At 59.6% G+C, this 26,976-nt stretch carries 22 protein-coding genes and 2 pseudogenes; 15 read left to right on the top strand and 9 right to left on the bottom strand.

The window, feature by feature from the left end; translation table 11 throughout:
* Positions 1 to 93: 93 nt before the first annotated feature.
* The gene (locus tag ACA056_RS23305; protein ID WP_497268087.1) at positions 94 to 606 is read right to left on the bottom strand and encodes a BRO-N domain-containing protein; all 513 of its coding nucleotides are present in this window, start codon (positions 604 to 606) and stop codon (positions 94 to 96) included.
* Between the two features lie 301 nt (positions 607 to 907).
* On the opposite strand from ACA056_RS23305, the gene ACA056_RS23300 reads away from it, so the two are divergent.
* A complete protein-coding gene (locus tag ACA056_RS23300) occupies positions 908 to 2,161 on the top strand; it encodes an AAA family ATPase (protein ID WP_497268085.1) in 1,254 nt (417 codons plus the stop codon).
* 2 nt (positions 2,162 to 2,163) lie between these two features.
* A pseudogene (locus ACA056_RS23295) lies at positions 2,164 to 2,789 on the top strand (RloB family protein).
* Between the two features lie 44 nt (positions 2,790 to 2,833).
* On the opposite strand, the pseudogene ACA056_RS23290 reads toward ACA056_RS23295, so the two are convergent.
* From ACA056_RS23290 to ACA056_RS23255, 8 genes and pseudogenes are all read right to left on the bottom strand, one after another.
* Positions 2,834 to 3,085, bottom strand: a pseudogene (locus ACA056_RS23290) (amino acid permease); the annotation flags it as partial.
* 15 nt (positions 3,086 to 3,100) lie between these two features.
* A complete protein-coding gene (locus tag ACA056_RS23285; RefSeq protein WP_497268083.1) occupies positions 3,101 to 4,525 on the bottom strand; it encodes a gamma-aminobutyraldehyde dehydrogenase in 1,425 nt (474 codons plus the stop codon).
* A gap of 160 nt (positions 4,526 to 4,685) precedes the next feature.
* Positions 4,686 to 5,522 carry an ABC transporter permease gene (locus tag ACA056_RS23280; protein WP_140892599.1) on the bottom strand — a complete coding sequence of 279 codons (837 nt, stop codon included), beginning with the start codon at positions 5,520 to 5,522 and terminating at the stop codon, positions 4,686 to 4,688.
* Positions 5,512 to 6,459, bottom strand: a complete 948-nt coding sequence (locus tag ACA056_RS23275) for an ABC transporter permease (RefSeq protein WP_497268081.1) — start codon at positions 6,457 to 6,459, stop codon at positions 5,512 to 5,514. The genes ACA056_RS23280 and ACA056_RS23275 overlap by 11 nt, the downstream gene beginning before the upstream one ends.
* 1 nt (position 6,460) lies before the next feature.
* Positions 6,461 to 7,498 (bottom strand): ABC transporter ATP-binding protein, encoded by a 1,038-nt coding sequence (locus ACA056_RS23270; protein WP_497268079.1) that lies wholly within the window; start codon positions 7,496 to 7,498, stop codon positions 6,461 to 6,463.
* 259 nt (positions 7,499 to 7,757) lie between these two features.
* Entirely contained in the window at positions 7,758 to 8,909 is a 1,152-nt protein-coding gene (gene ydcS, locus ACA056_RS23265) for a putative ABC transporter substrate-binding protein YdcS (protein WP_497268077.1), read from the bottom strand.
* 82 nt (positions 8,910 to 8,991) lie between these two features.
* A complete protein-coding gene (locus tag ACA056_RS23260; protein WP_497268075.1) occupies positions 8,992 to 10,479 on the bottom strand; it encodes a gamma-aminobutyraldehyde dehydrogenase in 1,488 nt (495 codons plus the stop codon).
* 100 nt (positions 10,480 to 10,579) lie between these two features.
* Entirely contained in the window at positions 10,580 to 11,494 is a 915-nt protein-coding gene (locus ACA056_RS23255) for a LysR family transcriptional regulator (RefSeq protein WP_223486575.1), read from the bottom strand.
* A gap of 187 nt (positions 11,495 to 11,681) precedes the next feature.
* Between ACA056_RS23255 and ACA056_RS23250 the strand changes: the two genes are divergently transcribed.
* From ACA056_RS23250 to ACA056_RS23190, 13 genes are all read left to right on the top strand, one after another.
* Positions 11,682 to 12,404 carry a tellurite resistance TerB family protein gene (locus tag ACA056_RS23250; protein ID WP_497268073.1) on the top strand — a complete coding sequence of 241 codons (723 nt, stop codon included), beginning with the start codon at positions 11,682 to 11,684 and terminating at the stop codon, positions 12,402 to 12,404.
* A 223-nt stretch (positions 12,405 to 12,627) separates the two neighbouring features.
* A complete protein-coding gene (locus ACA056_RS23245; RefSeq protein ID WP_497268071.1) occupies positions 12,628 to 14,307 on the top strand; it encodes a methyl-accepting chemotaxis protein in 1,680 nt (559 codons plus the stop codon).
* On the top strand, positions 14,307 to 14,843 hold the full coding sequence (locus ACA056_RS23240; protein ID WP_497268069.1) for a chemotaxis protein CheW: 537 nt from the start codon (positions 14,307 to 14,309) through the stop codon (positions 14,841 to 14,843). Before ACA056_RS23245 ends, ACA056_RS23240 begins: the two co-directional genes overlap by 1 nt.
* Positions 14,840 to 16,114, top strand: coding sequence for a CheR family methyltransferase (locus ACA056_RS23235; protein ID WP_497268067.1), 1,275 nt, complete (start codon positions 14,840 to 14,842; stop codon positions 16,112 to 16,114). Before ACA056_RS23240 ends, ACA056_RS23235 begins: the two co-directional genes overlap by 4 nt.
* Complete coding sequence (locus ACA056_RS23230; RefSeq protein ID WP_497268065.1) at positions 16,111 to 16,794, top strand: chemotaxis protein CheW; 684 nt, start codon at positions 16,111 to 16,113, stop codon at positions 16,792 to 16,794. Before ACA056_RS23235 ends, ACA056_RS23230 begins: the two co-directional genes overlap by 4 nt.
* Positions 16,791 to 19,079, top strand: coding sequence for a hybrid sensor histidine kinase/response regulator (locus tag ACA056_RS23225; RefSeq protein WP_497268063.1), 2,289 nt, complete (start codon positions 16,791 to 16,793; stop codon positions 19,077 to 19,079). Before ACA056_RS23230 ends, ACA056_RS23225 begins: the two co-directional genes overlap by 4 nt.
* A complete protein-coding gene (locus ACA056_RS23220; RefSeq protein WP_497268061.1) occupies positions 19,076 to 20,086 on the top strand; it encodes a chemotaxis response regulator protein-glutamate methylesterase in 1,011 nt (336 codons plus the stop codon). Before ACA056_RS23225 ends, ACA056_RS23220 begins: the two co-directional genes overlap by 4 nt.
* Before the next feature lie 48 nt (positions 20,087 to 20,134).
* A complete protein-coding gene (locus ACA056_RS23215; RefSeq protein WP_497268059.1) occupies positions 20,135 to 21,136 on the top strand; it encodes a diguanylate cyclase domain-containing protein in 1,002 nt (333 codons plus the stop codon).
* Positions 21,137 to 21,451: 315 nt separating this feature from the next.
* Positions 21,452 to 22,547, top strand: a protein-coding gene (gene prfB / locus ACA056_RS23210; RefSeq protein ID WP_497268057.1) for a peptide chain release factor 2 whose coding sequence is annotated in 2 segments (ribosomal slippage) — positions 21,452 to 21,523 and positions 21,525 to 22,547 — 1,095 coding nt in all. Because the reading frame shifts where the segments join, the coding sequence is not laid out codon by codon here.
* A gap of 71 nt (positions 22,548 to 22,618) precedes the next feature.
* The gene (lysS, locus tag ACA056_RS23205) at positions 22,619 to 24,121 is read left to right on the top strand and encodes a lysine--tRNA ligase (RefSeq protein WP_497268055.1); all 1,503 of its coding nucleotides are present in this window, start codon (positions 22,619 to 22,621) and stop codon (positions 24,119 to 24,121) included.
* Between the two features lie 113 nt (positions 24,122 to 24,234).
* The gene (locus ACA056_RS23200; RefSeq protein ID WP_497273589.1) at positions 24,235 to 24,945 is read left to right on the top strand and encodes a TetR/AcrR family transcriptional regulator; all 711 of its coding nucleotides are present in this window, start codon (positions 24,235 to 24,237) and stop codon (positions 24,943 to 24,945) included.
* Between the two features lie 161 nt (positions 24,946 to 25,106).
* Positions 25,107 to 25,661, top strand: a complete 555-nt coding sequence (locus ACA056_RS23195) for a hypothetical protein (RefSeq protein WP_497268053.1) — start codon at positions 25,107 to 25,109, stop codon at positions 25,659 to 25,661.
* A 37-nt stretch (positions 25,662 to 25,698) separates the two neighbouring features.
* Positions 25,699 to 26,976 carry a flavohemoglobin expression-modulating QEGLA motif protein gene (locus tag ACA056_RS23190; protein WP_497268051.1) on the top strand — a complete coding sequence of 426 codons (1,278 nt, stop codon included), beginning with the start codon at positions 25,699 to 25,701 and terminating at the stop codon, positions 26,974 to 26,976.

Here is a 26,976-nt window from a genome sequence, read left to right as displayed (position 1 = left end):
TGCGGATTGCTCTTGCGGGAGATTGAACAGATGTATTCAAACCAAAGGGGTGGACTGTGAAGTCTGCCCCTTTTTCATTTTTTCACTCTACCTTCAACTGCAAGTGCCTACGATCGTGAACGGCCGTTGTGCCTGCATCAGATCAGGCATGTCCCGCCACTTGATCCAGGCCTGATGCTGCCAATGCAGCAGCGGCACCGAGATCCCGGCCCACTGCAACGAACTCAGGCTTGGAATGTTATCCACAGGTGTCGCGTCTGCATCACGCAGCATTGGGATGACCACGTTGCTCAACCATTGGCGCAGGTTTCGGTTTTCAGGGACGAAGTGGTGCACCAGAAGGGCATACATCCCTGATTCGCTGACCATCAGTGATTCGACTGTTTTACCGTTCTTCAGCAACCAGACGTATCGACGCTGGTCCGGATCAAGTTTCAGGGTAAGGCGTTGGTCCATCGGGCGGCCCATCAAGCGACCGAGATCCTGGACGCAGAACCAGGCTTGGTTGTCCTGCATGAAGGCATGGAGGAAGCGGTTGTGGCGGGGGAAGACGGTAGGGGTGAAATGAGGAGGAATTTCAGACGGATCTAGTATGTGCTTAAGCATTTTTCGACTCCTAGTTGAAAAGGGAGCCGCCACTCAGAGGAGCGCGGTCGCGCCGTATTGATAGTGTTCCGGCTTCGACCCCGGGTCGCTGATTTGGCAGCGACGAGGTAAAGCCTATCGTTCAGGCGCTCGCGGCGCCAAGTCTACCTTGGCGCCGCGTGCTGTAGGAATCGGTGTCTATGCCGGAAGGTTCGATCTGTAGGAATTGCCTGTTTTTGCCTGAAGTGCAGTCAAGCAGCATCACAGCCGTGGTTTTTCCTATAGTTTTTCCGCATTCAGGAACGAACTGCAGGTTTGATACATGTTGATCGAATTTTCAGTTTCCAATTATCGCTCCTTCCGTGACAAACAAACCCTGTCCATGGCTGCGACGCCGCGCTTGAGCAAAAAGCGCAACGTGTTCACACCCATCGTAAATGGAGAAAAACTGCCCGATTTATTGAAGGTGGCGGCGATTTACGGACCGAACGCATCCGGTAAATCTTCGCTTATCCGGGCAATGGGGGTAATGGGGAGTTTGCTCGCTTCGATACCGACATCAAATGATGAACCGCTACCGGTCTCGCCGTTTCGTTTTGACCCGCAACTTCAAAACGAACCCAGTTCTTTTGAGTACAACTTCATTCAACGCGGGGTCCGATATCGGTATGTTCTGCGCATGACTGCGCAGCGGATTATCGAGGAACAATTGGATTCCTATCCCAAAGGTAAGGAAACGCTGTTGTATTCGCGTCGTTTTGTTGATGAGGGGGAGCAATATGTTTTTGGCTCAAGCCTTGAGGGTGGTAAAGACGTGCACAACGCTTGGCGGCGTCTGACGAGCCCCAAGATGTTGTTTATTTCGCAGGCGGTTGCGAACAGTAGCGAAGAGTTGACTCAGTTGCGGGGGCCGTTTAGCTGGTTTCAAACCGGTCTACTCGTTATTGAGCAGAACAACATGATGGGGCTGTCGGCAGCGTCCATCAGATTTCTTCGGATGGCATCGGATTACACACATGATTTACGAGACTTTCTAAAAGAAGTGGATATCCCGGTGTCAGCGATCCGGCTCAACACCGAAGACGCAGAGTTTGTTCAACGCACCAAAAAACTCACACTGAAAGAGTTCTTCGCAGCAGCCCAAAAAGACAAAGTGACCCTGACGCATACGAGTCTTTTAGGCCAGGCGGAGTTCGATTTTTCCGAGGAGTCAGGCGGTACGAAAAACCTGGTTGGATTCTGGCTGCCCTGGTTCATGATCAATCACGCCGATGGTAGCGGGATACTTTCTGTCGATGAGTTGGACAGCAGCCTTCATCCCTCAATAGTCGCGGATTTGATTGAGAAACACCTGGACAGTGGGTTGGAGACTCAACTGATTTTTACCACTCACGACACTCATCTAATGAACGCCAAAGCGCTTCGGCGCGATCAGTTCTGGATCACCGAAAGAGACGCTAACGGTGCAACCTGCCTTTTTTCTGTTTACGACTTTGAAGGACGGGAAGGGGAGGATGTCGAGAAACGTTACTTTGAAGGCCGTTATCGCGGGTTGCCACTGATAAGGCGGGGTTGATCATGGCGCGTTCGATACGGCTATTTGATCGAAAGGCACCGCGGTTCAAGCCTCAACCCAAAGTGTTGATCATCTGTGAAGACAGCAAGTCAGGAAAATGATATCTGGAGGAGGCTGCAATTCATTTTCGCGCCAAAGCTCAAGTGGAAATTGCCCACTGTGGTGTCACACACCCAAGTGGCATTGTAGAAGCAGCGATAGCCCGCCAGAAATGCTTCGATAAGGTTTTTTGTGCATTGGATCGCGATACACATCTGTGTTTTGAACGAGCAATAAATCTGGCGAGGCCTCATCCGAAAATCAAAGTCATCGCTTCGTATCCCTGTTTTGAGTTTTGGTTACTTCTGCACTTCGGTTTCAATCGAAAGCCATTTCGAGCGGTTGGGAAGCACTCTCCAGGCGACTTGGTGGCCAAGAGCCTCAGAGAAAAACCCAGCATGGATAAATACGAGAAAGGCGAAGACACCAACTATTTCGCACACCTTTAGGTGAGCCATTCCAAAGGGCGAGAGATTTAGCGCCAAAGATTATCGAGGACGTCGCTATCAGCGGCGAACCCAACCCCAGTACCGAAATCCATCTGCTAATGGACGAATTCGAAATTCTCTCCAAACCCCTACCGATCTAACACCTCCAACCCAGCCCGAATCACTGCGGGCAGGGTAATTACCCTTATCGACTAACCTTCCAAGCATCCCCCGCAGGCGCAGTCCCATGGTCATACGGCTTGGCCAGCCACATGTAAATCAACCCCAACCCAATCACGATCGCAGTGCTCAACACCATCGCGTAGTTGATGTACCACGCCGTATCCGGCGTGCGCGGCCAGGCCATGTTGATGATCGCGCCGACGCCATAGACCAGCGCGCCGATGTTCACGATCCAGCCCCAGGCGCCGAGGGTGAACTTGCCGCTCGGCTTCCAGCTGCCGCGATGCTTTTAATGCTTGAACATCACATGCCGAACAACGGTGTAGTCCTCCAACCCGTACATGGACATGTCCTTGCCATAACCGGACAGTTTCTGACCGCCGTGCGGCATTTCGCTGACCAGCATGAAGTGTGTATTCACCCAGGTGCAGCCGTACTGCAAGCGTGCGGACAAGCGATGCGCACGACCGACGTCCGAGGTCCAGACCGACGACGCCAGGCCGTAGTTCGAATCGTTGGCCCAGCCCAACACCTGTGCTTCATCGGTGAATTTGGTCACCGACACCACCGGCCCGAACACTTCGCGACGGACGATTTCATCGTCCTGTTGCGCGTCGGCCAACACCGTTGGTTCGAAGAAGAAGCCATTGCCTTCCACAGCTTTGCCGCCGGTGATCAAACGGATATGCGGCTGCGCCACGGCACGCTCGACAAACCCGGCCACACGGTCGCGATGTTGCGCGGTGATCAATGGGCCCAACTCGGTCGACGGATCATCCTGCATACCGTACTTGATGCTGCTGACCGCTTCGCCGAGCTTCTCGACGAACGTGTCGTAGATGCCTTCCTGCGCGTAGATGCGGCAGGCGGCGGTGCAGTCCTGGCCGGCGTTGTAGAAGCCGAAGGTGCGAATGCCTTCCACGGCAGCATCGATGTCGGCGTCGTCGAAGATGATCACCGGGGCCTTGCCGCCCAGTTCCATGTGCATGCGTTTGACGCTGTCAGCGGTGCTGGAAATGATGTTCGAACCCGTGGCGATCGAACCGGTCAACGAGACCATGCGCACTTTCGGGTGTGTGACCAGTGGATTACCAACCGTAGAACCACGACCGAACACCAGGTTAAGCACGCCGGCCGGGAAAATCTCCGACGCCAGTTCCGCCAGACGCAGCGCGGTCAGCGGGGTTTGTTCCGACGGCTTGAGCACCACGGTATTACCCGCCGCGAGGGCCGGGGCGATTTTCCAGGCGACCATCATCAGCGGGTAGTTCCACGGTGCGATGGACGCGATCACGCCGACCGGGTCGCGGCGGATCATCGAAGTGTGGCCGTGCAGGTATTCACCGCCCGCCGAACCGCTCATGCAACGGCTGGCGCCGGCGAAGAAACGGAACACGTCGGCAATTGCCGGGATCTCGTCGTTCAGCGCGGCGTTGTAAGGCTTGCCGCAGTTGTCCGACTCCAGTTTGGCCAGCTCTTCGCCGTGGGCTTCGATGGCGTCGGCGAGTTTGAGCAGCAGCAGCGAACGTTCTTTCGGCGTGGTTTGCGACCAGCCTTCGAAGGCGCTGTCGGCAGCGCGCACGGCAGCATCGACCTGGGCTTCACTGGCTTCGTTGATTTCCACCAACACACGACCGAGGGCCGGGTTGAACACCGGTTGGGCGGGGCCTTCGCCATCGATCAGTTGGCCATTGATCAAGAGTTTGGTTTGCATGGCTTTGTCCTCACTAAAGCAGTTCTTGTTATGAAACCGGCCCCTGTGGGAGCGAGCCTGCTCGCGAAAGCGGTGGGTCATCCAACATTGATATTGGATGTGATGGCCTCTTCGCGAGCAGGCTCGCTCCCACAGGGATCCGGTTCCTCCAGTTATTCAGTTATTTCCCGCCGCTACCGGCCACACTCTCGCCGCCACGGGTCAGGTAATAGGCGCCGAGGATCGGCAGCATGGTCACCATCATCACCAGCATCGCGACGACGTTGGTCACCGGCACGTCCCGTGGGCGGCTGAGCTGGTTGAGCAGCCACAGCGGCAGGGTGCGTTCATGGCCGGCGGTGAAGGTGGTGACGATGATTTCGTCGAACGACAGGGCAAACGCCAACATGCCGCCGGCCAGCATTGCCGAGCCGAGGTTCGGCAGGACGATGTAGCGGAAGGTCTGCCAGCCGTCGGCGCCGAGATCCATCGACGCCTCGATCAAACTGTGAGAAGTGCGACGCAAGCGGGCGATGACGTTGTTGTAGACGATCACCACACAGAAGGTCGCGTGGCCGACGATGATGGTGAACATTCCCGGCTCGATGCCCAGCGTCTTGAAGGTCGCCAGCAAGGCGATACCGGTGATGATCCCCGGCAAGGCAATCGGCAGGATCAGCATCAGCGAGATGCCTTGCTTGCCGAAGAAATCCCGGCGGTACAACGCCGCCGACGCAAGGGTGCCGAGAACCAACGCAATCAACGTTGCGACGGAGGCGATTTGCAGCGACAGCTTGATTGCTTCCAGTACGTCGGGACGGGAGAACGCCACGCCGATCCACTTCAGGGTGAAGCCCTTGGGCGGAAAGCTGAACGCTGCGTCTTCGGTGTTGAAGGCGTACAGGAAGATGATCAGGATCGGGAAGTGTAGAAACACCAACCCGCCCCAGGCTGCGATGCGCAGGCCGAGCGAGGCTTTTTCACCGTGGGTTTCTGGCCTTTGTTTTTTAGAGCGCATCGAAGGCCCCCAGTCGTTTCACGATAGTCAGGTAAATGGCGATCAACACAATCGGCACCAACGTGAAGGCCGCGGCCATTGGCATGTTGCCGATCGCGCCTTGCTGGGCGTACACCATGCTGCCGACGAAGTAGCCCGGTGGGCCCACCAATTGCGGCACGATGAAGTCGCCCAGGGTCAGCGAAAAGGTGAAGATCGAACCGGCCGCGATGCCCGGAATCGACAGCGGAAGCGTCACTTGCATGAAGGTCTGGCGAGGCTTGGCGCCGAGGTCGGCCGAGGCTTGCAGCAAGGACGGCGGCAGACGTTCCAGCGAGGCCTGGATCGGCAGGATCATGAACGGCAGCCAGATGTAGACGAACACCATGAAACGCCCCAGGTGCGAGGTCGACAAGGTGCTGCCGCCGACGCCTGGAATGCCCAGAATGAACTGCAAAACCGGCTCAAGCCCCAGGTGTTGAACGAACCATTGCGCCACGCCGCCCTTGGCCAGCAGCAAGGTCCAGGCATACGCCTTGACGATGTAACTGGCCCACATCGGCATCATCACCGCGATGTAGAAAAACGCCTTGGTTTTGCCGGTGGTGTAGCGCGCCATGTAGTAGGCAATCGGGAACGCGACGATGGCGCTGGCGATCGACACGACGACGGCCATGCTCAAGGTGCGCAGGATGATGTCGAAGTTCGACGGCTGGAACAGGGCAGCGAAGTTCACCAGGGTCAGGTCGGGCGTGACCGCCATGGTGAAGTCATCGAAGGTGTAGAAACCTTGCCACAGCAGAACCAGCAGCGAACCGAGGTAGATCGCGCCGAACCACAGCAGCGGCGGTATCAGCAGCATCGACAGGTACAGGTTCGGCCGGCGATACAGCAGATTGGAAAACCTGCGCAACGGCGAGCCGCCGGCCGGGGTTTGAGGGATGGCCACGCTGTTCATCTCACACCCCGCCGACAACGTTGTCGTGCAGCTGGATCATCGCTTCCCGTGCCCAGCGTGCGCTGATGCGTTGTCCGGTCTGATGTTGCGCGCTGACGTCCAGCCACTGGACGTTGGCCTGGCTGATGTTCAGGGTCTGGCCGTTTTCCAGTTTCAGTTCATAGCGCGTGGCGCTGCCTTGGTACTGAATGTCATGGAGCAAACCGCTGACTTCGATTTCATGGCCGGCCAGCGGCCCTTCGGCGAAACGCACGTGTTCCGGGCGAATCGAAAACGGCTGTGGATTGCCGCTCAATTGTTTCGCCAGATCGCCGCGAATCACGTTGGAGGTGCCAACGAATTCCGCCACAAACGTTGTAGCCGGTTTCATATAGAGGTTGCGCGGGGTGTCGACCTGCTCGATGCGCCCCTTGTTGAACACCGCCACACGGTCCGACATCGACAGCGCTTCGGTCTGGTCATGGGTGACGAAGATGAAGGTGATGCCGAGCTGGCGTTGCAGCTTCTTCAGTTCACCCTGCATTTGCTCGCGCAGTTTCAAGTCGAGAGCGCCCAACGGCTCATCGAGCAGCAGCACTCGCGGACGATTGACCAGGGCGCGGGCCAGGGCGACACGCTGGCGCTGGCCGCCGGATAGCTGCACCGGTTTGCGCTCGCCGTAACCGCCGAGGGCGACCATGTCGAGGGCTTCTTCGGCGCGTTTCTGGCGTTCGGACTTGCCGACGCCTTTGACTTTCAAACCGTAGGCGACGTTGTCGAGTACGTTCATGTGCGGAAACAACGCGTAATCCTGGAACACGGTGTTCACGTCACGCTGATATGGCGGCAGCCCGGCGGCTTCTTCGCCGTGAATACGGATAGAGCCTGCACTCGGTTGTTCGAAACCGGCGATCAGGCGCAGACAGGTGGTTTTGCCCGAGCCGGAAGGGCCCAGCATGGAAAAGAACTCGCCGTCCTGGATATCGATGGAAACCCGGTCAACGGCCTTCACTTCGCCGAACTGACGGGAAACGTTGGTGAACTGGACTGCAAGCGTCATGGTGCGGTGCTCCAAAAAGGCGAGGGTCTCGCGGCGGCCTTGCCTGGACTTCTGAAAATCTGAATCGTTGCGGTGTACGCGACCTGCTTTTAGCTCCCTCTCCCTCCGGGAGAGGGCGGGGGGTGAGGGCCGCGGTGTCGGTCATTCCCAAGAGTCGAGGCGGAGTCAAAAGCCACCCCTCACCCCAGCCCTCCCGAAACGTCGGACCGCCCCACAGGGGAGAGGGGGAAAGGGAGTTGACCGTGTCGTGCTTGAGGGATTAGCGACCGCCCATGATCGCGATGTAGTCCTGGGTCCAGCGGCTGTACGGCACGAATTTGCCGCCCTCAGCCTGCGGGGTTTTCCAGAAGGCCAGGTTGGCGAATTGATCGTAACCATTGGCCGCGCACCCTTCGGCGCCTAGTAACTCGCTGGCCTTGCAACCTTCAGGCACTGCTGGCAAAGCGCCGAACCAGGCCGATACGTCCCCCTGTACTTTTGGCTGCAGCGACCAGTCCATCCACTTGTAAGCACAGTTTGGGTGCTTGGCTTCAACGTGCATCATGGTGGTGTCCACCCAGCCCGTAGCGCCTTCTTTCGGGATAACAGAGGCAACCGGCTGCTTGTCCGCCACCAGACCGTTGACCATGTAACCCCAAGTGCTGGACGCCGCCACGCCTTCGTTTTTGACGTCACTCATCTGGACCGTTGCGTCATGCCAGTAGCGGTGGATCAAGGGCTGTTGCTTGCGAAGCAGGTCCAGCGCCGCTTTGTATTGCGCTTCGTTGAGCTGGTACGGGTCTTTGATGCCCAGCTCCGGCTGTTTCGATTTGAGGTAAAGCGCCGCATCGGCGATATAGATCGGGCCGTCGTAGGCCTGGACCCGACCCTTGTTGGACTTGCCGTCCGGCAGGGTCTGTTCTTCGAACACCACACTCCAGCTGTCCGGCGCTGTTTTGAAGATATTGGTGTTGTACATCAACACGTTCGGGCCCCATTGGTACGGGGTGCCGTAGGTTTGCTTATTGACGACGTACCACGGGCCGTCCTTGAGGCGAGGGTCAATGGTCTTCCAGTTCGGGATCAACGCCGTGTTGATCGGCTGCACACGCTTGCCGGCGATCAACCGCAGGGAGGCATCGCCGGATGCCGTCACCAGGTCGTAACCACCCTTGGACATCAGGCTGACCATCTCATCGGAAGTGGCGGCTGTCTTGACGTTGACCTTGCAGCCGGTTTCCTTTTCGAAGCCGGTGACCCAGTCGTAGGCCTTGTCGCTTTCGCCACGTTCGATGTAGCCAGGCCAGGCCACAATATCCAGCTGACCTTCGCCGGCGCCAACGGCTTTCAGCGGTTCGGCAGCCTGGATACTGGCACTGGCCAGCAGCGCGGTGGTGATTGCACTGAGCAGTGCGGTCTTGTGCACGAACATGGGGTTTCCCTCTTCTTTAATTATGGTCGGGGCAGTTTTGAACGTGGTGAAGCATGCCGTTAGCGGCTTGTTATAAGCGTAGTCAGAGATGCTGTCCGTGACGGGCCATGATGTGCCGCACCACGCTGTAGTCCTGTAGCGAATCGCTGGATAAGTCCTTGCCATAGCCCGAACGCTTCAGGCCGCCGTGGGGCATTTCGCTGACCAGCATGAAATGGCTGTTGATCCAGGTGCAGCCGTACTGCAAGCGCGCCGCGACCTGCATTGCCTTGTCCAGGTTCTGGGTCCAGACCGAGGAGGCGAGGCCGTATTCCGAGTCGTTGGCCCAGTCCACGGCTTGTTCGAGCTGATCGAAACGGGTCACGGTGACCACCGGCCCGAACACTTCGCGCTGGACGATCTCATCGCTCTGCTTGCAACCGGCCAGCAGTGTTGGCTGGTAATAGAAGCCGGCGCCGGAATGCACCGCCGCGCCGGTCACTCGTTCGATGTGCGGCTGGCCGAGGGCGCGTTCGACGAAACTGGCCACGCGATCACGTTGGCGGGTGCTGATCAGCGGGCCGATTTCGTTGTCGGCGTCGCGCTTGCCGGCGAACCGCAGGCTGCTGACCGCTGCGCCGAGTTCGGCCACCAAGCGATCATGAATCCCGGCCTGTGCATAAATCCGGCAAGCCGCGGTGCAATCCTGGCCGGCGTTGTAGTAGCCATAAGTACGCACGCCTTCGACCACGGCTTGAATGTCGGCATCGTTGCAAACGATCACCGGCGCTTTGCCACCGAGTTCGAGGTGAGTGCGTTTCAGGGTTTTCGCCGCGGCTTGCAGGATTTTTTGCCCGGTGACGATATCGCCGGTCAACGACACCATGCGCACTTTAGGATGACTGACCAAGTGGCTGCCGACGCCTTCACCGCCACCGCAGACAATGTTGATCACGCCGCGCGGCAGGATCTCGACCAGCGCTGGCGCCAGGGCCAGAATCGACAGCGGCGTGTGTTCGGACGGCTTGAACACCAGCGTGTTGCCAGCGGCCAGGGCCGGGGCGATTTTCCACGCGGCCATCATGATCGGGTAGTTCCACGGCGCAATCGACGCCACCACACCAATCGGATCGCGGCGAACCATGCTGGTGTAACCCGGAAGGTATTCGCCACTGAGCTGGCCGGTCTGGCAACGCACGGCGCCAGCGAAGAAGCGGAACACATCGACCGTGGCACTCAAGTCATCCTGACGGGCCAGGTGCAAGGGCTTGCCACAGTTAAGGGATTCGAGGCGGGCGAGGAGGTCGGCTTGTTTTTCGATGGCGTTGGCGATGTCCAGCAACAGGTTCGAGCGTTGCTGCGGCGTGGTGCGCGACCAACCGGCAAAGGCACGGTGAGCGGCGAGGATCGCGGCTTCAACCTGCTCGGTGCTCGCTTCGGCAATGTGCGTCAACACTTCACCGGTGGCCGGGTTGAGGATTTGTTCGACAAACCCCTGGCCCGCGACCAATTCGCCATCGATCAACAACGCGGTGAACAACGGGGTCTGCGCGCCAGCCATTTTTCGGGTTCTCTTTTCTTGTGTGGCCATGCTGCTCCCTGTGACTGGGGCCCGGCCGTCTTATAGATGTAGCAAGACTAGGCGCCGCACCCGAGGTCGACAAATACTAAATACTGAAGGTGGCGTTCGATTAAATAGATGGCTTGCGTCCGCCGTGGGGCTGTTCGCGGGCAACGGTCAGGAATGGGTCCACCAGCGCCGGGCGCGCGGTGCCGCGACGCCAGGCCAGGCCAACGTCGAGGGTCTGGCTCAGGTCTGCGATCGGGCGCGCTTCGATGATGTCGCCCTCCAGTGACCATGGGCGATAAGTCATGTCAGGCTGGATCGACACGCCCAAACCCGCTGCCACCAGGCTTCGCACCGCTTCCGTCGACGCCGTTCTTAATGTGATGCGCGGCTGCAGCGAGGCCGCCGACCACATGCGTTGCGCGTTGCGGTCCATTTCATCGACGTTCAGCTGAATCAACGGCTCGCGGGCCACGTCTGCGAGGTTGATGCTGTCGTGTTCCAGCAGCGGATGCTGGGCCGGCAGCCATAACCGATGGGGCGAATGGGTCAGCACTTCGGTCTGCAAGGCGTGGCGGTCCTCGAGGTTGGAGAGGATCAACACGCCGACATCGATCTCACCGCTGACCAGCAAATGCTCGATGTAAGGGCGCTCGTCCTCCATCACCCGGAGCTCGACATTGGGGTAGGCGCGCTGGAAGCGGGTGAGTAGATCGGCGAGGTAGTAACCGGCCACCAGGCTGGTCACGCCGATGATCAACTGCCCGGCGACCTGATCGGTGCTCTGTTGCAGGCTGCGTTTGGCGTTGTCCACCGTCGCCAGAATCAGGTGCGCCTGGCGTAGGAATTGGTGGCCCTGGTGGGTCAGCGTCATGCCCTTGGCGTGACGGTTGAACAGGCCGACGCCGATTTCCTGCTCCAGTTGCTGGATGGCCAGGGTCAAGGTGGACTGAGAAATGAACGCGGTTTGCGCGGCGGCAGAGATTGAGCCGGTCTCGGCCACGGCGATGAAGTGACGGATCTGACGCAAGGTCATCATGGAGAAAGTACCCGGTGGGCGGTTTTTATAGATTTGCTTGAGTGTATATCCATTTTTCTGAAGGGCCGTGGTCAGATGAACGGCGCTGCGCAACATCTCGAAGCACTCTCGCTACCGGATGCCGGGCACTTTCGATCTAGGCTGATGGCCTTATTGATCCGGTTAACCCCTTTTTTGGAGGCGGCAAATGAACACGCGTGGATTGCTCGATCAGCTACTCAAGTCCGGTCAGGACATGTTGCAGAACAAGGCCGGCGGCTCACAAAACAAGACCTCCAGCGGTGGTTTGGGCGGATTGCTCGGCGGCAGCGGTGGCTCGGGCGGCCTCGGCAGTTTGCTTTCGGGCGCAGGCGGCGGGGCGTTGGCGGCCGGCGCCATGGGCCTGTTGCTCGGCAGCAAAAAGGCGCGCAACGTCGGCGGCAAAGTCGCCATCTACGGCGGCCTCGCGGCGCTCGGCGTCATTGCCTACAAGGCCTACGGTAATTGGCAGGCCCAGCAGGGCACCGCACCGAAGACTGAACCGCAAACACTCGACCGTCTGCCTCCAGCGCAAGTCGAGTTGCATAGCCAGGCGATACTCAAGGCGCTGGTTGCGGCGGCCAAAGCCGATGGCCACGTTGATGAACGCGAGCGTGCATTGATAGAAGGCGAATTCACCAAACTCGACAACGATCAGGAATTGCAGCAGTGGCTGCATGCCGAACTCAGCAAGCCGCTCGACCCGACAGAAGTCGCCCGCGCTGCCAGTACGCCGGAAATGGCCGCAGAGATGTACATCGCCAGTGTGATGTTGGTAGATGAAGAGAGCTTCATGGAGAAGTCCTACCTGGATGAACTGGCGCGGCAGTTGAAGCTGGAGCCGGGGTTGAAGACAGAGCTGGAGAAGCAGGTTCGGCAGGCTTCCCTGTAAAGTTTGCGGTCAGTTAAACCGCGTCATCGTTTTTCGCGAGCAGGCTCGCTCCCACATGGACAACGGGTCAACTGTGGGAGCGAGCCTGCTCGCGAAGGCATTGTCAGCAGCGCCACAAATTCCAATGGCAATCGCCACCCGATCCAACGCAAAGCCCTCCCCCAGAGGCTCTCCTGCCGTTTTCGCGCACAAGGTCGAGAACTGGCAAACCCTCGTCTTATAAATGAAACACCCTCAGCTATACTCCGCAGCATTTGAATCACCCCCCCGAGGATTGACTGTGAAGAACTGGACGTTGCGCCAACGCATCTTGGCGAGCTTTGCGGTGATTATCGCCATCATGTTGCTGATGGTCGTCGTGTCGTATTCCCGTTTACTGTCGATTGAGTCCAGTGAGAACGTTGTGCGCTCGGACAGTGTTCCCGGGATTCACTACAGCTCCCTGATTCGCGGTGCCTGGGTCGATGATTACGTGCTGACCCAGCAACTGATCGGGCTGGGTGGCGGTCGGGGCATGACCCAGGCTGACAAGGATATGTACCAGGGTATTGAGGAAAGGCTGCAACGCTCGATGGCCAGCTACCGGGGTACCATCTTCGAGAAAGATGATCAGGTAAGATTCGACGAGTTTGAAAAGCTGCACGATCAATATGACAAGCTGCTCGAAGAGGTACTCGATGCCTACCAGCAAAAGGACTTCGAACAGGCCCGTCGCCTACTCGCCGAACAGTTGACCCCGGCATGGGCTGCCGGCCGCAAACAGCTGGACGAACTCATTGAATTCAACAGGGAGGCGGCTGAGGCGGCCACTGACTCGATCATTTCATCGGTCGCGGTGGCGAAGCTGATCATGGGCATTTCGTTGCTGGTCGCAGTCATTTGTGCCGGGTTGTGTGGTCTTTTGTTGATGCGCGCGATCATGGCGCCGATGAACCGCATTGTGCAGATCCTCGAAATAATGCGTACCGGCGATCTCAGCGGTCGTCTGAACCTGGCGCGCAAGGACGAATTCGGCGCCGTGGAAACCGGCTTCAACGACATGATGACCGAGCTGACGTCCCTGGTGTCCCAGGCCCAGCGCTCCTCGGTGCAGGTCACCACCTCGGTGACCGAGATTGCTGCCACCTCCAAGCAACAGCAAGCGACCGCCACCGAAACCGCCGCCACCACCACCGAAATCGGCGCGACGTCCCGTGAGATTGCGGCCACTTCGCGGGATCTGGTGCGCACGATGATCGAAGTCTCCACCGCCGCCGATCAGGCCTCGGTGCTCGCCGGTTCCGGGCAGCAAGGCCTGGCGCGGATGGAAGAGACCATGCACTCGGTGATGGGCGCGGCCGATCTGGTCAACGCCAAACTGGCGATCCTCAATGAGAAGGCCGGCAACATCAACCAGGTGGTAGTGACCATCGTCAAGGTCGCCGACCAGACCAATCTGCTGTCGCTCAACGCGGCGATTGAGGCCGAAAAGGCCGGTGAATACGGCCGCGGTTTTGCCGTGGTCGCCACCGAAGTGCGGCGTCTGGCGGACCAGACCGCCGTCGCCACGTACGACATCGAGCAGATGGTGCGCGAGATCCAGTCGGCGGTGTCGGCCGGGGTGATGGGCATGGACAAATTCTCTGAAGAAGTGCGCCGCGGCATGTCCGAGGTGCAGCAAATCGGCGAGCAGTTGTCGCAGATCATCCATCAGGTTCAGGCATTGGCGCCGCGGGTGTTGATGGTCAACGAAGGCATGCAGGCCCAGGCTACGGGCGCCGAACAGATCAACCACGCACTGGTGCAGTTGGGCGATGCCAGCAGCCAGACCGTCGAGTCCCTGCGCCAGGCCAGTTTCGCCATCGACGAACTGAGCCAGGTGGCCGTAGGGCTGCGCAGTGGCGTTTCGCGATTCAAAGTCTGATGAGCGAACCCACGGCCAAACGCATCGCTGTGAAGCCGGCGCTGCAATCATTGTTTCTGGTGTTCCGCATCGGCAACGAGCGCTATGCCCTGCAGGCCATCGAGGTGGCGGAAGTGCTGCCGCGTCTGCCATTGAAACCGATTCCCCGCGCGCCGGACTGGGTCGCCGGGGTGTTCGCCTACCGGGGCGCGGTGGTGCCGGTGATCGACCTCAGTGCGCTGACGTTCGGCCAGCCGGCCCAGGCCCGCACCAGCACCCGCTTGGTGCTGGTCAATTACCGTCCGGATGAATCCGCTGAGGCGCAATTGCTCGGGCTGATTCTGGAACAGGCCACCGATACCTTGCGCTGCAACCCGGCGGATTTTCAGCCCTATGGCCTGGACAATCGTCAGGCGCCGTACCTCGGGCCGGTGCGTGAAGATGCCCAGGGTTTGCTGCAATGGGTGCGGGTCGCCGACTTGCTCGACGATCAGGTTCGCGCGCTGCTGTTTCCGTTGCAGCCTCTGAACCTGGCGCTGCTTGAGGAGCGGCCATGAGCAGCGATCAGCGGTTTTTCGATTTCCTCAAAGAGCGCATCGGTCTCGACGTGACCTCGGTGGGCCCCGCGATCATCGAGCGTGCGGTGCGCCAGCGCAGCACCGCCTCCAAAGCGCTGACGGCCGATGAGTACTGGCACACCTTGCAGGGTTCGCAGGACGAGCAGCAGGCGCTGATCGAAGCGGTGATTGTCCCCGAGACCTGGTTTTTCCGTTACCCGGAATCCTTCGCCACCTTGGCGAAACTGGCCACCAAACGCCTGAGCGACATCAACAATATGCGCGCGCTGCGGATTCTCAGCCTGCCGTGTTCCACCGGTGAAGAACCGTATTCCATCGCCATGGCATTGCTTGATGCCGGGTTACAGCCGCACCAGTTCAAGGTCGAAGGCATGGACGTCAGCCCGTTGTCGGTGGAAAAAGCCCGGCGCGCGCTGTACGGCAAGAATTCGTTCCGGGGCCAGGACATCGCCTTTCGCGACCGGCATTTCACCGCCGAAGGCGAGGAGGGCTATCGACTCAGCGGGCGAGTGCTCGAACAAGTGCATTTGCAGGTCGGCAATCTGCTGGATCCGAAGTTGCTGGCCAACGAACCACCCTATGACTTTGTGTTTTGCCGCAACCTGCTGATCTATTTCGATCAGCCGACCCAGCAGCAAGTGTTCGAAGTGCTCAAGCGTTTGACCCATGTGGATGGCGTGCTGTTTATCGGCCCGGCCGAGGGCAGTTTGCTCGGCCGTTTCGGCATGCGATCGATCGGTATCCCGCAGTCCTTTGCGTTCAGTCGTCAGAACGCACCAGAGCCTGCGCCCATCGCGACGTTCGTTCCGACGCCTCTGCCCGTGCGCCAACCGGTGCGCAGCGTTACACCGCCGCCCGTTCGCAACAGGCCCTTCGCCACGGTGGCTCCGCTGCCTGTCGTGACGAAAGTCGCCAACCCGGACACCGCCGCGCTGCTGGCAAACATCGCCGCGCTGGCCAACGAAGGCAAAAGTGCCGAGGCTCGCGCCGCGTGCGATAGCTATTTGCGCAGTCATGAGCCAGTGGCCCAAGTCTTCTACTGGCTGGGCTTGCTCAGCGATGTCGCCGGCAGAGTCCTTGAGGCTCAGGGTTTTTATCGCAAGGCGTTGTACCTCGACCCGCAACATCCCGACGCGTTGATGCACCTGGCGGCGTTGCTGCAATCCTTGGGCGACACGGCGGGAGCCAGACGATTGCAGGACCGCGCCGCCCGCAGCGAGCGCGCCGCTGACAGTGAGCGTAAACGATGAACGCCGTCGACACCTTTAGCCTTACCCATGAAGATGCCCAGGCCATCGACGACTGCTGGAACCGTATCGGTATCCACGGCGACAAGTCCTGCCCGCTGCTGAGCGATCACATTCACTGCCGCAATTGCGCGGTGTATTCGGCCGCGGCGACGCGCTTGCTCGACCGCTACGCGTTGCAGCAGGAAGACTGCGGGCAAGTCTCCACAGTGGTCGAGAGCGAGGTGAAAACCCGTTCATTGCTGATGTTCCGTCTGGGCGAAGAATGGCTGGCCCTGGCCACTCGCAGTCTGGTGGAAGTGGCGCCATTGCAAGCGATTCATTCCTTGCCGCACCAACGCTCCCGGGCCTTGCTCGGCGTGGCGAATGTGCGCGGCGCGTTGGTGGCGTGCCTGTCTATGGTGGAGCTGCTGGGGCTCGACGGTGCCAGCAGCGTGGCGTCCGGCGCGCGGGTCATGCCGCGAATGCTGATCATCGCCGCCCACGGCGGACCGGTGGTGGTACCGGTGGATGAAGTGGACGGGATTCACGCCATCGACGAGCGCATCCTCGAGGCGGCGTCCCGCTCTGGCACTCAGGCCAGCGCCCAATACACCCGTGGCGTGTTGCAATTCAAAGGTCGCAGCCTACGGTGGCTGGATGAAGAACAGCTGCTGTCCGCCGTGACCCGGAGCCTCACATGACCCCCGAGCAAATGCGCGACGCCTCTTTGCTGGAGCTGTTCAGTCTGGAAGCCGAGGCCCAGACGCTGGTACTGAGCGCAGGTCTTTTGGCGCTGGAGCGCGACCCGACCCAGGCCGATCACCTCGAATCGTGCATGCGCGCGGCGCATTCGCTCAAGGGCGCGGCGCGGATTGTCGGCGTCGATGCCGGGGTCAGCGTTGCGCATGTGATGGAAGATTGCCTGGTCAGTGCCCAGGAGGGGCGCCTGTACTTGCGGCCCGAGCACATCGATGCCTTGTTGCAAGGCACCGATTTGCTGATGCGCATTGCGACGCCGGACAACAACCCTGAACCTGCGGTAATCGAGGCCTATGTGGTCTTGATGGCGCGGTTGCTGGATCCGATGGCGGCACCCGCGCCGGTCACTGCGTCTGTCGCCCCAGTGATGGCGGAACTTCAGCTCGAACCACCGACGCCCAAGGTCGAGGCGCTAATCCCGGTCGCCGAACTGCAACCCGCAGAGCCGCCGCGCAAGGCCAAACGCACCACCGAAAACGGCGAGCGGGTACTGCGAGTCACGGCCGAACGCCTGAACAGCCTGCTTGATCTGTCGAGCAAATCCCTGGTGGAAACCCTGCGGCTCAAACCGCACCTGGCCACCATGCAACGCCTCAAGCGTATGCAGAACAACGGCCTGCGGGCCCTGGAAAACCTCAACGTCCACCTCAAGGGGCATGCCTTGAGTCTGGAAGCACAAGAAGCCCTCGAAGTCGCTCGTCGGCTACTGGCTGAGTCTCAGCAATTGCTGGTGGAAAAGAACGCCGAACTGGATGAGTTCGCCTGGCAGGCCAGTCAACGGGCGCAAGTGTTGTACGACACCGCGCTGGCCTGCCGCATGCGGCCGTTTGCCGATGTGTTGACCGGGCAAGAGCGCATGGTCCGAGACCTCGGCCGCAGCCTTGGCAAACAGGTGCGACTGGAGATCGAGGGTGAGAAAACCCAGGTTGACCGCGACGTGTTGGAAAAACTTGAAGCGCCGCTGACTCACCTGCTGCGCAATGCCGTGGATCACGGCATCGAATCCCCGGAGCAACGGCTATTGGCGGGCAAATCCGCTGAAGGCCTGATCCGTTTGCGCGCTTCTCATCAGGCCGGTCTGCTGGTGCTGGAGCTGAGCGATGACGGCAATGGCGTCGATCTGGAAAAGGTCCGCCGCAGCATCATCGAGCGCCAATTGTCCCCGGCCGAAACCGCCGCGCAATTGAGTGAAGAAGAGCTGCTGACCTTCCTGTTTCTACCGGGTTTCAGCCTGCGCGACACGGTCACCGAGGTCTCCGGGCGCGGCGTCGGTCTGGACGCGGTCCAGCACATGGTCCGCCAGGTGCGCGGCGCGGTCGTGCTGGAACAGGTGGCGGGTGAGGGCAGTCGTTTCCATCTCGAAGTGCCGCTGACCCTGTCGGTGGTGCGCAGTCTGGTGGTGGAAGTCGGTGACGAGGCGTATGCCTTTCCTCTGGCCCACATCGAACGGATGTGCGATCTGGAGCCGGCGGACATTGTCCAGGTCGAAGGCCGTCAGCATTTCTGGCACGAAGGCCGGCATGTCGGGCTGGTCGCGGCCAGTCAGCTGTTGCAGCGTCCGGCGAGCCAGAACAGTCAGCAAACCCTCAAAGTGGTGGTGATTCGCGAGCGCGAGGCGATTTACGGCGTAGCGGTCGAGCGCTTTATCGGCGAGCGGACGTTGGTCGTTTTGCCGCTGGACGAGCGTCTGGGCAAGGTGCAGGACATTTCCGCCGGGGCCCTGCTTGACGATGGTTCGGTAGTGCTGATCGTCGACGTCGAAGACATGCTGCGGTCGGTGGACAAACTGCTCAATACCGGGCGTCTTGAGCGCATTGCCCGTCAGGGCAGCCAGGCGGTTGAAGCGGCTCGAAAAAGGATTTTGGTGGTCGACGATTCGCTGACCGTGCGTGAGCTGCAACGCAAGTTGCTACTCAATCGTGGCTACGACGTGGCGGTGGCGGTGGACGGTATGGACGGCTGGAACGCCCTGCGTTCGGAGAATTTCGATCTGCTGATCACCGACATCGATATGCCACGCATGGATGGCATCGAACTGGTGTCTTTGTTGCGCCGGGACAATCGCCTGCAATCCCTTCCAGTTATGGTGGTGTCTTACAAGGATCGTGAAGAGGACCGTCGCCGTGGACTGGACGCTGGAGCCGACTATTATCTAGCCAAAGCCAGTTTTCATGACGACGCCCTGCTTGACGCGGTGGTTGAGCTCATTGGAGGAGCACGTGCATGAAAATAGCGATCGTCAACGACATGCCTATGGCGGTGGAGGCCCTGCGCCGCGCCTTGGCATTCGATCCGGCGCACGAGGTGGTCTGGGTCGCCAGTAATGGGGCCGAGGCGGTGCAGCGTTGCGCTGAAAATACGCCGGATCTGATTCTGATGGACCTGATCATGCCCGTGATGGATGGCGTGGAGGCGACCCGGCGGATCATGGCTGATACGCCGTGCGCGATTGTCATCGTTACGGTCGACCGCGAGCAGAACGTGCATCGGGTGTTTGAGGCCATGGGCCACGGCGCGCTGGATGTGGTCGATACGCCGGCCATCGGTGCCGGCAATGCCCAAGAGGCAGCGGCCCCGTTACTGCGCAAGATCATCAACATCGGTTGGCTGATCGGTGACCGGGGCAATCGGGAGCGATCGGCTCCGAGCCCGCTGCGCAGTTCGGCTTCGCGCCAGCGCCTGATTGCCATTGGCTCATCGGCCGGTGGGCCGGCCGCGCTGGAAGTATTGCTCAAGGGGTTGCCGCGAGATTTTTCGGCCGCCATCGTGCTGGTGCAGCATGTTGACCAGGTGTTTGCCGCCGGCATGGCTGAATGGCTCAGCAGCGCCAGCGGCCTGAATGTGCGCCTGGCCCAGGAAGGCGAGCCGCCGCAGGCTGGCACGGTGCTGTTGGCCGGTACCAACCACCATATTCGTTTGTTGAAAAACGGCACGCTGGCCTACACCGCCGAACCGGTCAACGAGATCTACCGGCCCTCGATCGATGTGTTCTTCGAGAGCGTGGCCAATTACTGGAACGGCGATGCCGTGGGTGTTTTGCTCACCGGCATGGGACGCGATGGCGCACAGGGGCTTAAACTCATGCGCCAACAGGGCTACCTGACCATCGCTCAGGATCAGAACAGTAGTGCGGTGTACGGAATGCCGAAGGCGGCAGCGGCCATCGATGCAGCGATGGAAATCCGCCCACTGGACAAGATAGCGCCACGATTGCTGGAGATATTCCCCAAATGAAGAGTTTTCACAGCAATCCTGGACCAAGTAGTACTCAGGTGACTGCCCATGAATGAATTACAGCTCGACGACTTCAAAACCGACGAAAACGCCGCCATGGTGTTGTTGGTGGACGATCAGGCAATGATCGGCGAGGCGGTGCGCCGCGGGTTGTCGAACGAAGATAACATCGACTTCCACTTCTGCGCGGACCCGCACCAGGCCATCGCCCAGGCGATCCGCATCAAACCGACGGTGATCCTCCAGGATCTGGTGATGCCCGGTCTTGACGGCTTGAGCCTGGTGCGCGAGTACCGCAACCATCCGGCGACCAAGGACATCCCGATCATTGTCCTGTCGACCAAGGAAGACCCGCTGATCAAGAGCGCGGCGTTTGCGGCCGGGGCCAATGATTACCTGGTGAAGTTACCGGACAACATCGAACTGGTGGCGCGCATCCGCTATCACTCGCGTTCCTACATGACGTTGCTGCAGCGCGACGCCGCGTATCGCGCGCTGCGGGTCAGCCAGCAGCAGTTGCTCGACACCAACCTGGTGCTGCAACGCTTGATGAACTCAGACGGCCTGACCGGGCTGTCGAACCGCCGGCATTTCGACGAATACCTGGAGCTTGAGTGGCGCCGTTCACTGCGTGACCAGAGTCAACTGTCGCTGCTGATGATTGATGTCGACTACTTCAAGTCCTACAACGACAGCTTCGGCCATCTTGAAGGCGATGAGGCCCTGCGCAAAGTGGCCACGGCAATTCGTGATGCCAGCGCCCGTCCTTCGGACCTGCCGGCCCGTTACGGTGGCGAAGAATTCGCCCTGGTGCTGCCCAATACGTCGCCGGGCGGCGCGCGACTGGTCGCGGAAAAACTGCGCCAGACCGTAGCTTCGCTAAAGATTCCGCATGTTTCCCCGGCCGAAGGCTCGAGCCTGACCATCAGCATCGGCCTGTCGACCATGATCCCGCAACCGGGCGGGGACTGCCGTCAATTAATCTCGGCGGCGGACAAGGGGCTGTACCTGGCGAAGAACAATGGGCGTAATCAGGTGGGGATTGAGTGAAATTCAGAATCGACCCCTCATCGGAACGCCGCCCGCCCATCCCTCTCCCCACGGGGGAGAGTGGGAAAGGGAGCCGATCTCCATGGTTTTCGAGTCCTGAGTTCGGCTCGGTAATTCAGGTCGATGTAGCACGAAGAACACCTCGGTCAGTCCCCTCTACCCTCTGGGGAGAGGGTTAGGGTGAGGGGCGCGATCTCAAGCCAGGCAAATAACCTCAATCCATTCGCCCCTAAAGCCGCCAGGCGGGCTGCCGTGACAGCCTGATTACGTTATACTCGCCGGCTTTCAAAAGTTCGCCAACGAGTGCTGCCCGCCATGGAAATCAACCCGATCCTTAACAGTATCAAGGACCTGTCCGAGCGCTCCGAAACTATTCGGGGGTATCTTTGACTACGATCAAAAGCATGAGCGTCTGACTGAAGTCAATCGCGAGCTTGAAGATCCGAATGTCTGGAACAACCCGGCGTACGCTCAGGAACTGGGCCGCGAGCGGTCCCTGCTGGCTCAGATCGTCGAAACCCTCGACGAAATGCACACAGGCCTGGCCGACGCCAAAGACCTGCTGCTGATGTCCGCCGAAGAAGAAGACCAGGCCGCCGTCGATGACGTCGCTGCCGAAGTCGAGCGTTTGCGCGAGTCCCTGGAAAAACTCGAATTCCGTCGCATGTTCAGCGGTGAGATGGACGCCAACAACGCCTACCTGGACATCCAGGCCGGCTCCGGCGGCACCGAGGCCCAGGACTGGGCCAACATCCTGCTGCGCATGTACCTGCGCTGGGCTGACAAACGCGGTTTCGACGCAACCATCATGGAGCTGTCGGCCGGTGAAGTCGCCGGGATCAAGGGCGCCACAATTCACATCAAGGGCGAATACGCCTTTGGCTGGTTGCGTACCGAAATCGGCGTGCACCGTCTGGTGCGCAAGAGCCCGTACGACTCCGGTAACCGTCGCCACACCTCGTTCTCGGCCGTGTTCGTGTCGCCGGAAATCGATGACAACATCGAAATCGACATCAACCCGTCGGACCTGCGCATCGATACCTACCGCTCCTCCGGTGCCGGTGGTCAGCACGTAAACACCACCGACTCGGCCGTCCGTATTACGCACGTACCGACCAACACCGTGGTCAGCTGCCAGAACGAACGCTCCCAGCACGCCAACAAAGACACCGCGATGAAAATGTTGCGGGCGCGCTTGTACGAGCAGGAAGTGCAGAAACGCAACGCCGCTTCCCAGGCCCTGGAAGATACCAAGTCGGACATCGGCTGGGGTCACCAGATTCGCTCTTACGTGCTCGACCAGTCGCGAATCAAGGATTTGCGTACTAACGTCGAACGCAGTGACTGCGACAAGGTGCTCGACGGCGACATCGACGAATACCTGGTGGCCAGCCTGAAGCAAGGCCTGTAAACCGCCAGTCAAGACCTTAAGTCCCCTGCCATCGGTGGGGGCAACGAACCTGTGATGGAATTTTTAAAGACATGAGCGACCTAGAACTCGACCCGCAAGCCCTGCAACAGGAAGAAAACTCCCTGATCGCCCTGCGCAAGGAAAAGCTGGCTGCCGAGCGCGCCAAGGGCAATGCCTTCCCGAACGACTTCCGCCGCGACAACTACTGCGAAGACTTGCAGAAACAGTACGCGGACAAGACCAAGGAAGAGCTGGCAGAGGCTGCAATTCCGGTCAAGGTTGCCGGTCGTCTCATGCTCAACCGTGGCTCGTTCATGGTGATCCAGGACATGTCCGGGCGCATTCAGGTTTACGTCAACCGTAAAACCCTGTCCGAAGAAACCCTGGCCGCGGTGAAAACCTGGGACCTGGGCGACATCATCGCCGCCGAAGGCACCTTGGCCCGTTCCGGCAAAGGCGACCTGTACGTCGAAATGACCAACGTGCGCCTGCTGACCAAATCCCTGCGTCCACTGCCGGACAAGCACCACGGCTTGTCCGACACCGAGCAGCGCTATCGCCAGCGTTACGTTGACCTGATCGTCAACGAAGACGTGCGCCAGACGTTCCGCGTGCGTTCGCAAGTGATTGCACACACCCGCGCCTTCCTGATGAAGCGTGACTTCCTCGAAGTCGAAACGCCGATGCTGCAAACCATTCCCGGTGGTGCGGCGGCCAAGCCGTTCGAAACGCACCACAACGCGCTGGACATGGGCATGTACCTGCGGATCGCGCCGGAGCTGTACCTCAAGCGTCTGGTGGTCGGTGGTTTTGAAAAAGTGTTCGAGATCAACCGCAACTTCCGTAACGAAGGCGTTTCGACTCGTCACAACCCTGAATTCACCATGTTGGAGTTCTACCAGGCTTACGCCGACTACGAAGACAACATGGACCTGACCGAAGAGCTGTTCCGCGAACTGGCACAGCTGGTTCTGGGCAGCACCGACGTGCCTTACGGCGACAAAGTGTTCCACTTCGGCGAACCGTTCGTGCGTCTGTCGGTGTTCGATTCGATCCTCAAGTACAACCCTGAGCTGACCGCTGACGACCTGACCGACATCGACAAGGCCCGCGCCATCGCCAAGAAGGCCGGCGCCAAGGTGCTGGGCTTCGAAGGTCTGGGCAAATTGCAGGTGATGATTTTCGAAGAGCTGGTCGAGCACAAGCTGGAACAGCCGCACTTCATCACTCAGTACCCGTTCGAAGTGTCGCCGCTGGCCCGTCGTAACGACGACAACCCGAACGTCACCGACCGTTTCGAACTGTTCATCGGTGGCCGCGAAATCGCCAACGCCTATTCCGAGTTGAACGACGCGGAAGACCAGGCCGAGCGCTTCATGGCTCAGGTGGCTGACAAGGACGCCGGCGACGACGAGGCCATGCATTACGACGCCGACTTCGTTCGCGCGCTGGAGTACGGCATGCCGCCAACCGCCGGTGAAGGTATCGGCATCGACCGTCTGGTGATGCTGCTGACCAACTCCCCGTCGATCCGCGACGTGATCCTGTTCCCGCACATGCGGCCGCAAGCGTAAATGTTTCAATTAAAAAGCCGCCTAAAACAGGCGGCTTTTTATTGCCTGTCTGGTACAAACGTATCAATTGGTTACTTTTGAAGTAGAGAGGAATACCTGTCGTGAACCGTGCAATTGCTCAAGAGGGTGCAGCGGACGTCGCCACTGCGGTCGCTGAAAGTGTTCAGTACCAGGGTCGCAAGGCCAGCCGACAGGGCAGCGAGCAGCGTCGACAGGACATTCTCGATGCGGCGATGCGCATTGTTGTGCGCGATGGCGTGCGGGCCGTGCGTCACCGCGCGGTGGCCGCCGAGGCTGGTGTGCCGCTGTCGGCCACCACTTACTATTTCAAGGACATCGATGACCTGCTCACCGATACCTTTGCCCAATACGTGGAACGCAGCGCGGCGTTCATGGCCAAGTTGTGGGCCAACAACGAAGGCCTGCTGCGTGAGATGGTTGCTTATGGCGATGGCAGCCCCGAGTCCCGTTCACAGCTGGCCGACGATATCGCACGCCTGACTGCCGATTATGTGCAGCGCCAATTGCACAACCGTCGCGAACACTTGATGGCCGAGCAGGCGTTCCGTCAGGAGGCCCTGTTAAACCCGCGCCTGGCGATGTTGGTGCGCTCGCATCAGCAAATTCTTCTGCAAGGCACCTGCCATTTTTTCGAGGTATTGGGTTCCCGCGAACCACAACAGGATGCCAAAGTGTTGACGGCGATTATCGGACGGATGGAATATCAGGGCCTGCTCAACGACGCCGAGCCTGTCGCCGAAGCCGAAGCCGAAATGCTCGGCATCCTCACGCGATATATGCACCTGGTATTGGCGTCGGTGTAACCCCTAGTGGGAACCCACAACCCTGTGGGAGCGAGCTTGCTCGCGATTACGGTTTAACATTCGACATAGATGTCGCCTGACACTCCGCTATCGCGAGCAAGCTCGCTCCCACAGGGTCCGTGGTCGGTTTGAGATCGCGGTGTATCGATAGGGAGTGTTGAATGAAAGCCTGGCGTGTCGTTGTGATCGCCTTGTCGTTCCTGCTGCTCAGCGGCTGTCTGGTGACCTTCAAGGAGCCGCTGCCCTCGAGCGAGCCCGCGCCTAAAGGGTTGCTCGGCAAATGGACCAGCACCAACGCCTGGGGCGAGCCGCTGAATCTGGAGCTGACACGCCTCGGCGACAATCACTATCAGGCGGTCAGCTACTTCAAGGCTAAACCCAAGGAACGTGAAGCCTATCCCTTCACGGTGACCCGCCATGGCAGTCGCTGGTACTTGTCGGCGAAGGTGCCGGCGCAATTCGGTGGGCACTTCACTCTCTTCGGTTTTGAACTGACCGATAAACATGAACTGGTGGTCTACAACCTCGATCTCGAGCAGATCAACCAGGCCCTGAATCAAAAAGTCCTCAGCGGCGAAGGCTTCCAGACCGACGACGGCGACGGCGTGTTGATCAACAACAATCTGGACCAGGTCTTCGCCTACCTTGACGACCCGGCCAATTCCGATGTGTTCGTCGAGGCCGTGCGCTATCAGCGCCTGGCCAAAGCCAAATAAACCCAGCACGTAAACGGTTTTTCTACAGGAGTTTCGGGTGGACGATTACCAGCAGTCGATACGCATTTTGTCCGATCGCATTGTGCTGGCGCAGACGCCGATTCGCGTCCTCGATGCAGTCAAGTGGGACGACAGCATCCGCACGGGTTTCCTCAAGGCCAAGGGCAAGGAAATGCCGGCGGTGGACCGCGATTACTACCTGAACCGGCCGCTGGCGTTCGACTCCAGCAAGGTGAAGCTGGAATTCCAGAACATCGAACGCGACATCACCCGTCAGCTCGGACAGTTCAACCCGGTTGGTCAGATCATGCGCCGCATGTGCAAGGAATACCGGATGGTGGTGCGCATGCTCGAAGCGCGCGGCACCGAGGATTTCGGGCTGATTTCACAGGAGCTTTACGGTGCCGCTTCCGACGCGTTCCACGCCGGCGATCCGACCCTTTCCGACCTGGGCCTGATGCTCTCGGATTACCTGAACAATATCGATGGCCGTGGCGACCTGAAGGACGAACCGAAAATCCTCACCGCCAAGGAAGCCGTTCACCTGCTGCAAACCCGCTTGAACAAGGTGTTCGGCGAGGCCGAGGAAACCATTCGCGTATTCGAGTCCGACGGGATCGTCGCCGATGCGGCGGCTGGCGCCGACTACATCAAGATCCGCGCCGACGCGATGTTCAACGACCGTGACGTGCGCGCTCTGGAAGTCCACGAAGGGCTGGTGCATGTGGGGACCACGCTCAATGGTCTGAACCAGCCGATCTGCACCTTCCTCTCCAAAGGTCCGCCCTCGTCGACGGTGACTCAGGAAGGCCTGGCGATCCTGATGGAAATCATCACCTTTGCCTCCTACCCCAGTCGCCTGCGCAAACTGACCAACCGCACCCGTGCTATTCACATGGTGGAAGAGGGTGCGGACTTCCTGCAGATCTTCGAGTTCTTCCGCGAGCAAGGCTTTGAAATGGCCGAAAGCTACGGCAACGCCAGTCGGGTTTTCCGTGGCTCGGTGCCGACAGGTCTGCCATTTACCAAAGACTTGTCCTACCTCAAGGGCTTTATCATGGTTTACAACTACATTCAGTTGGCCGTGCGTAAAGGCAAGCTTGAGCAGATACCGCTACTGTTTTGCGGCAAGACCACGCTGGAAGACATGCGGACCTTGCGCCAGTTGGTGGATGAAGGGCTGGTGGTGCCACCGAAGTATTTACCGGATCAGTTCCGTGACCTGAACGCGCTGTCGGCTTGGATGTGCTTCTCCAACTTCCTCAATCACCTGAGCCTGGACCGGATCGAAGCGGACTATTCCAACATCCTTTAG

It is taken from the genome of Pseudomonas sp. LBUM1666, from assembly GCF_059695775.1.
The sequence above is the reverse complement of the archived record's forward strand: the minus strand, read 5'-3'. Positions and strand labels throughout refer to the sequence as shown.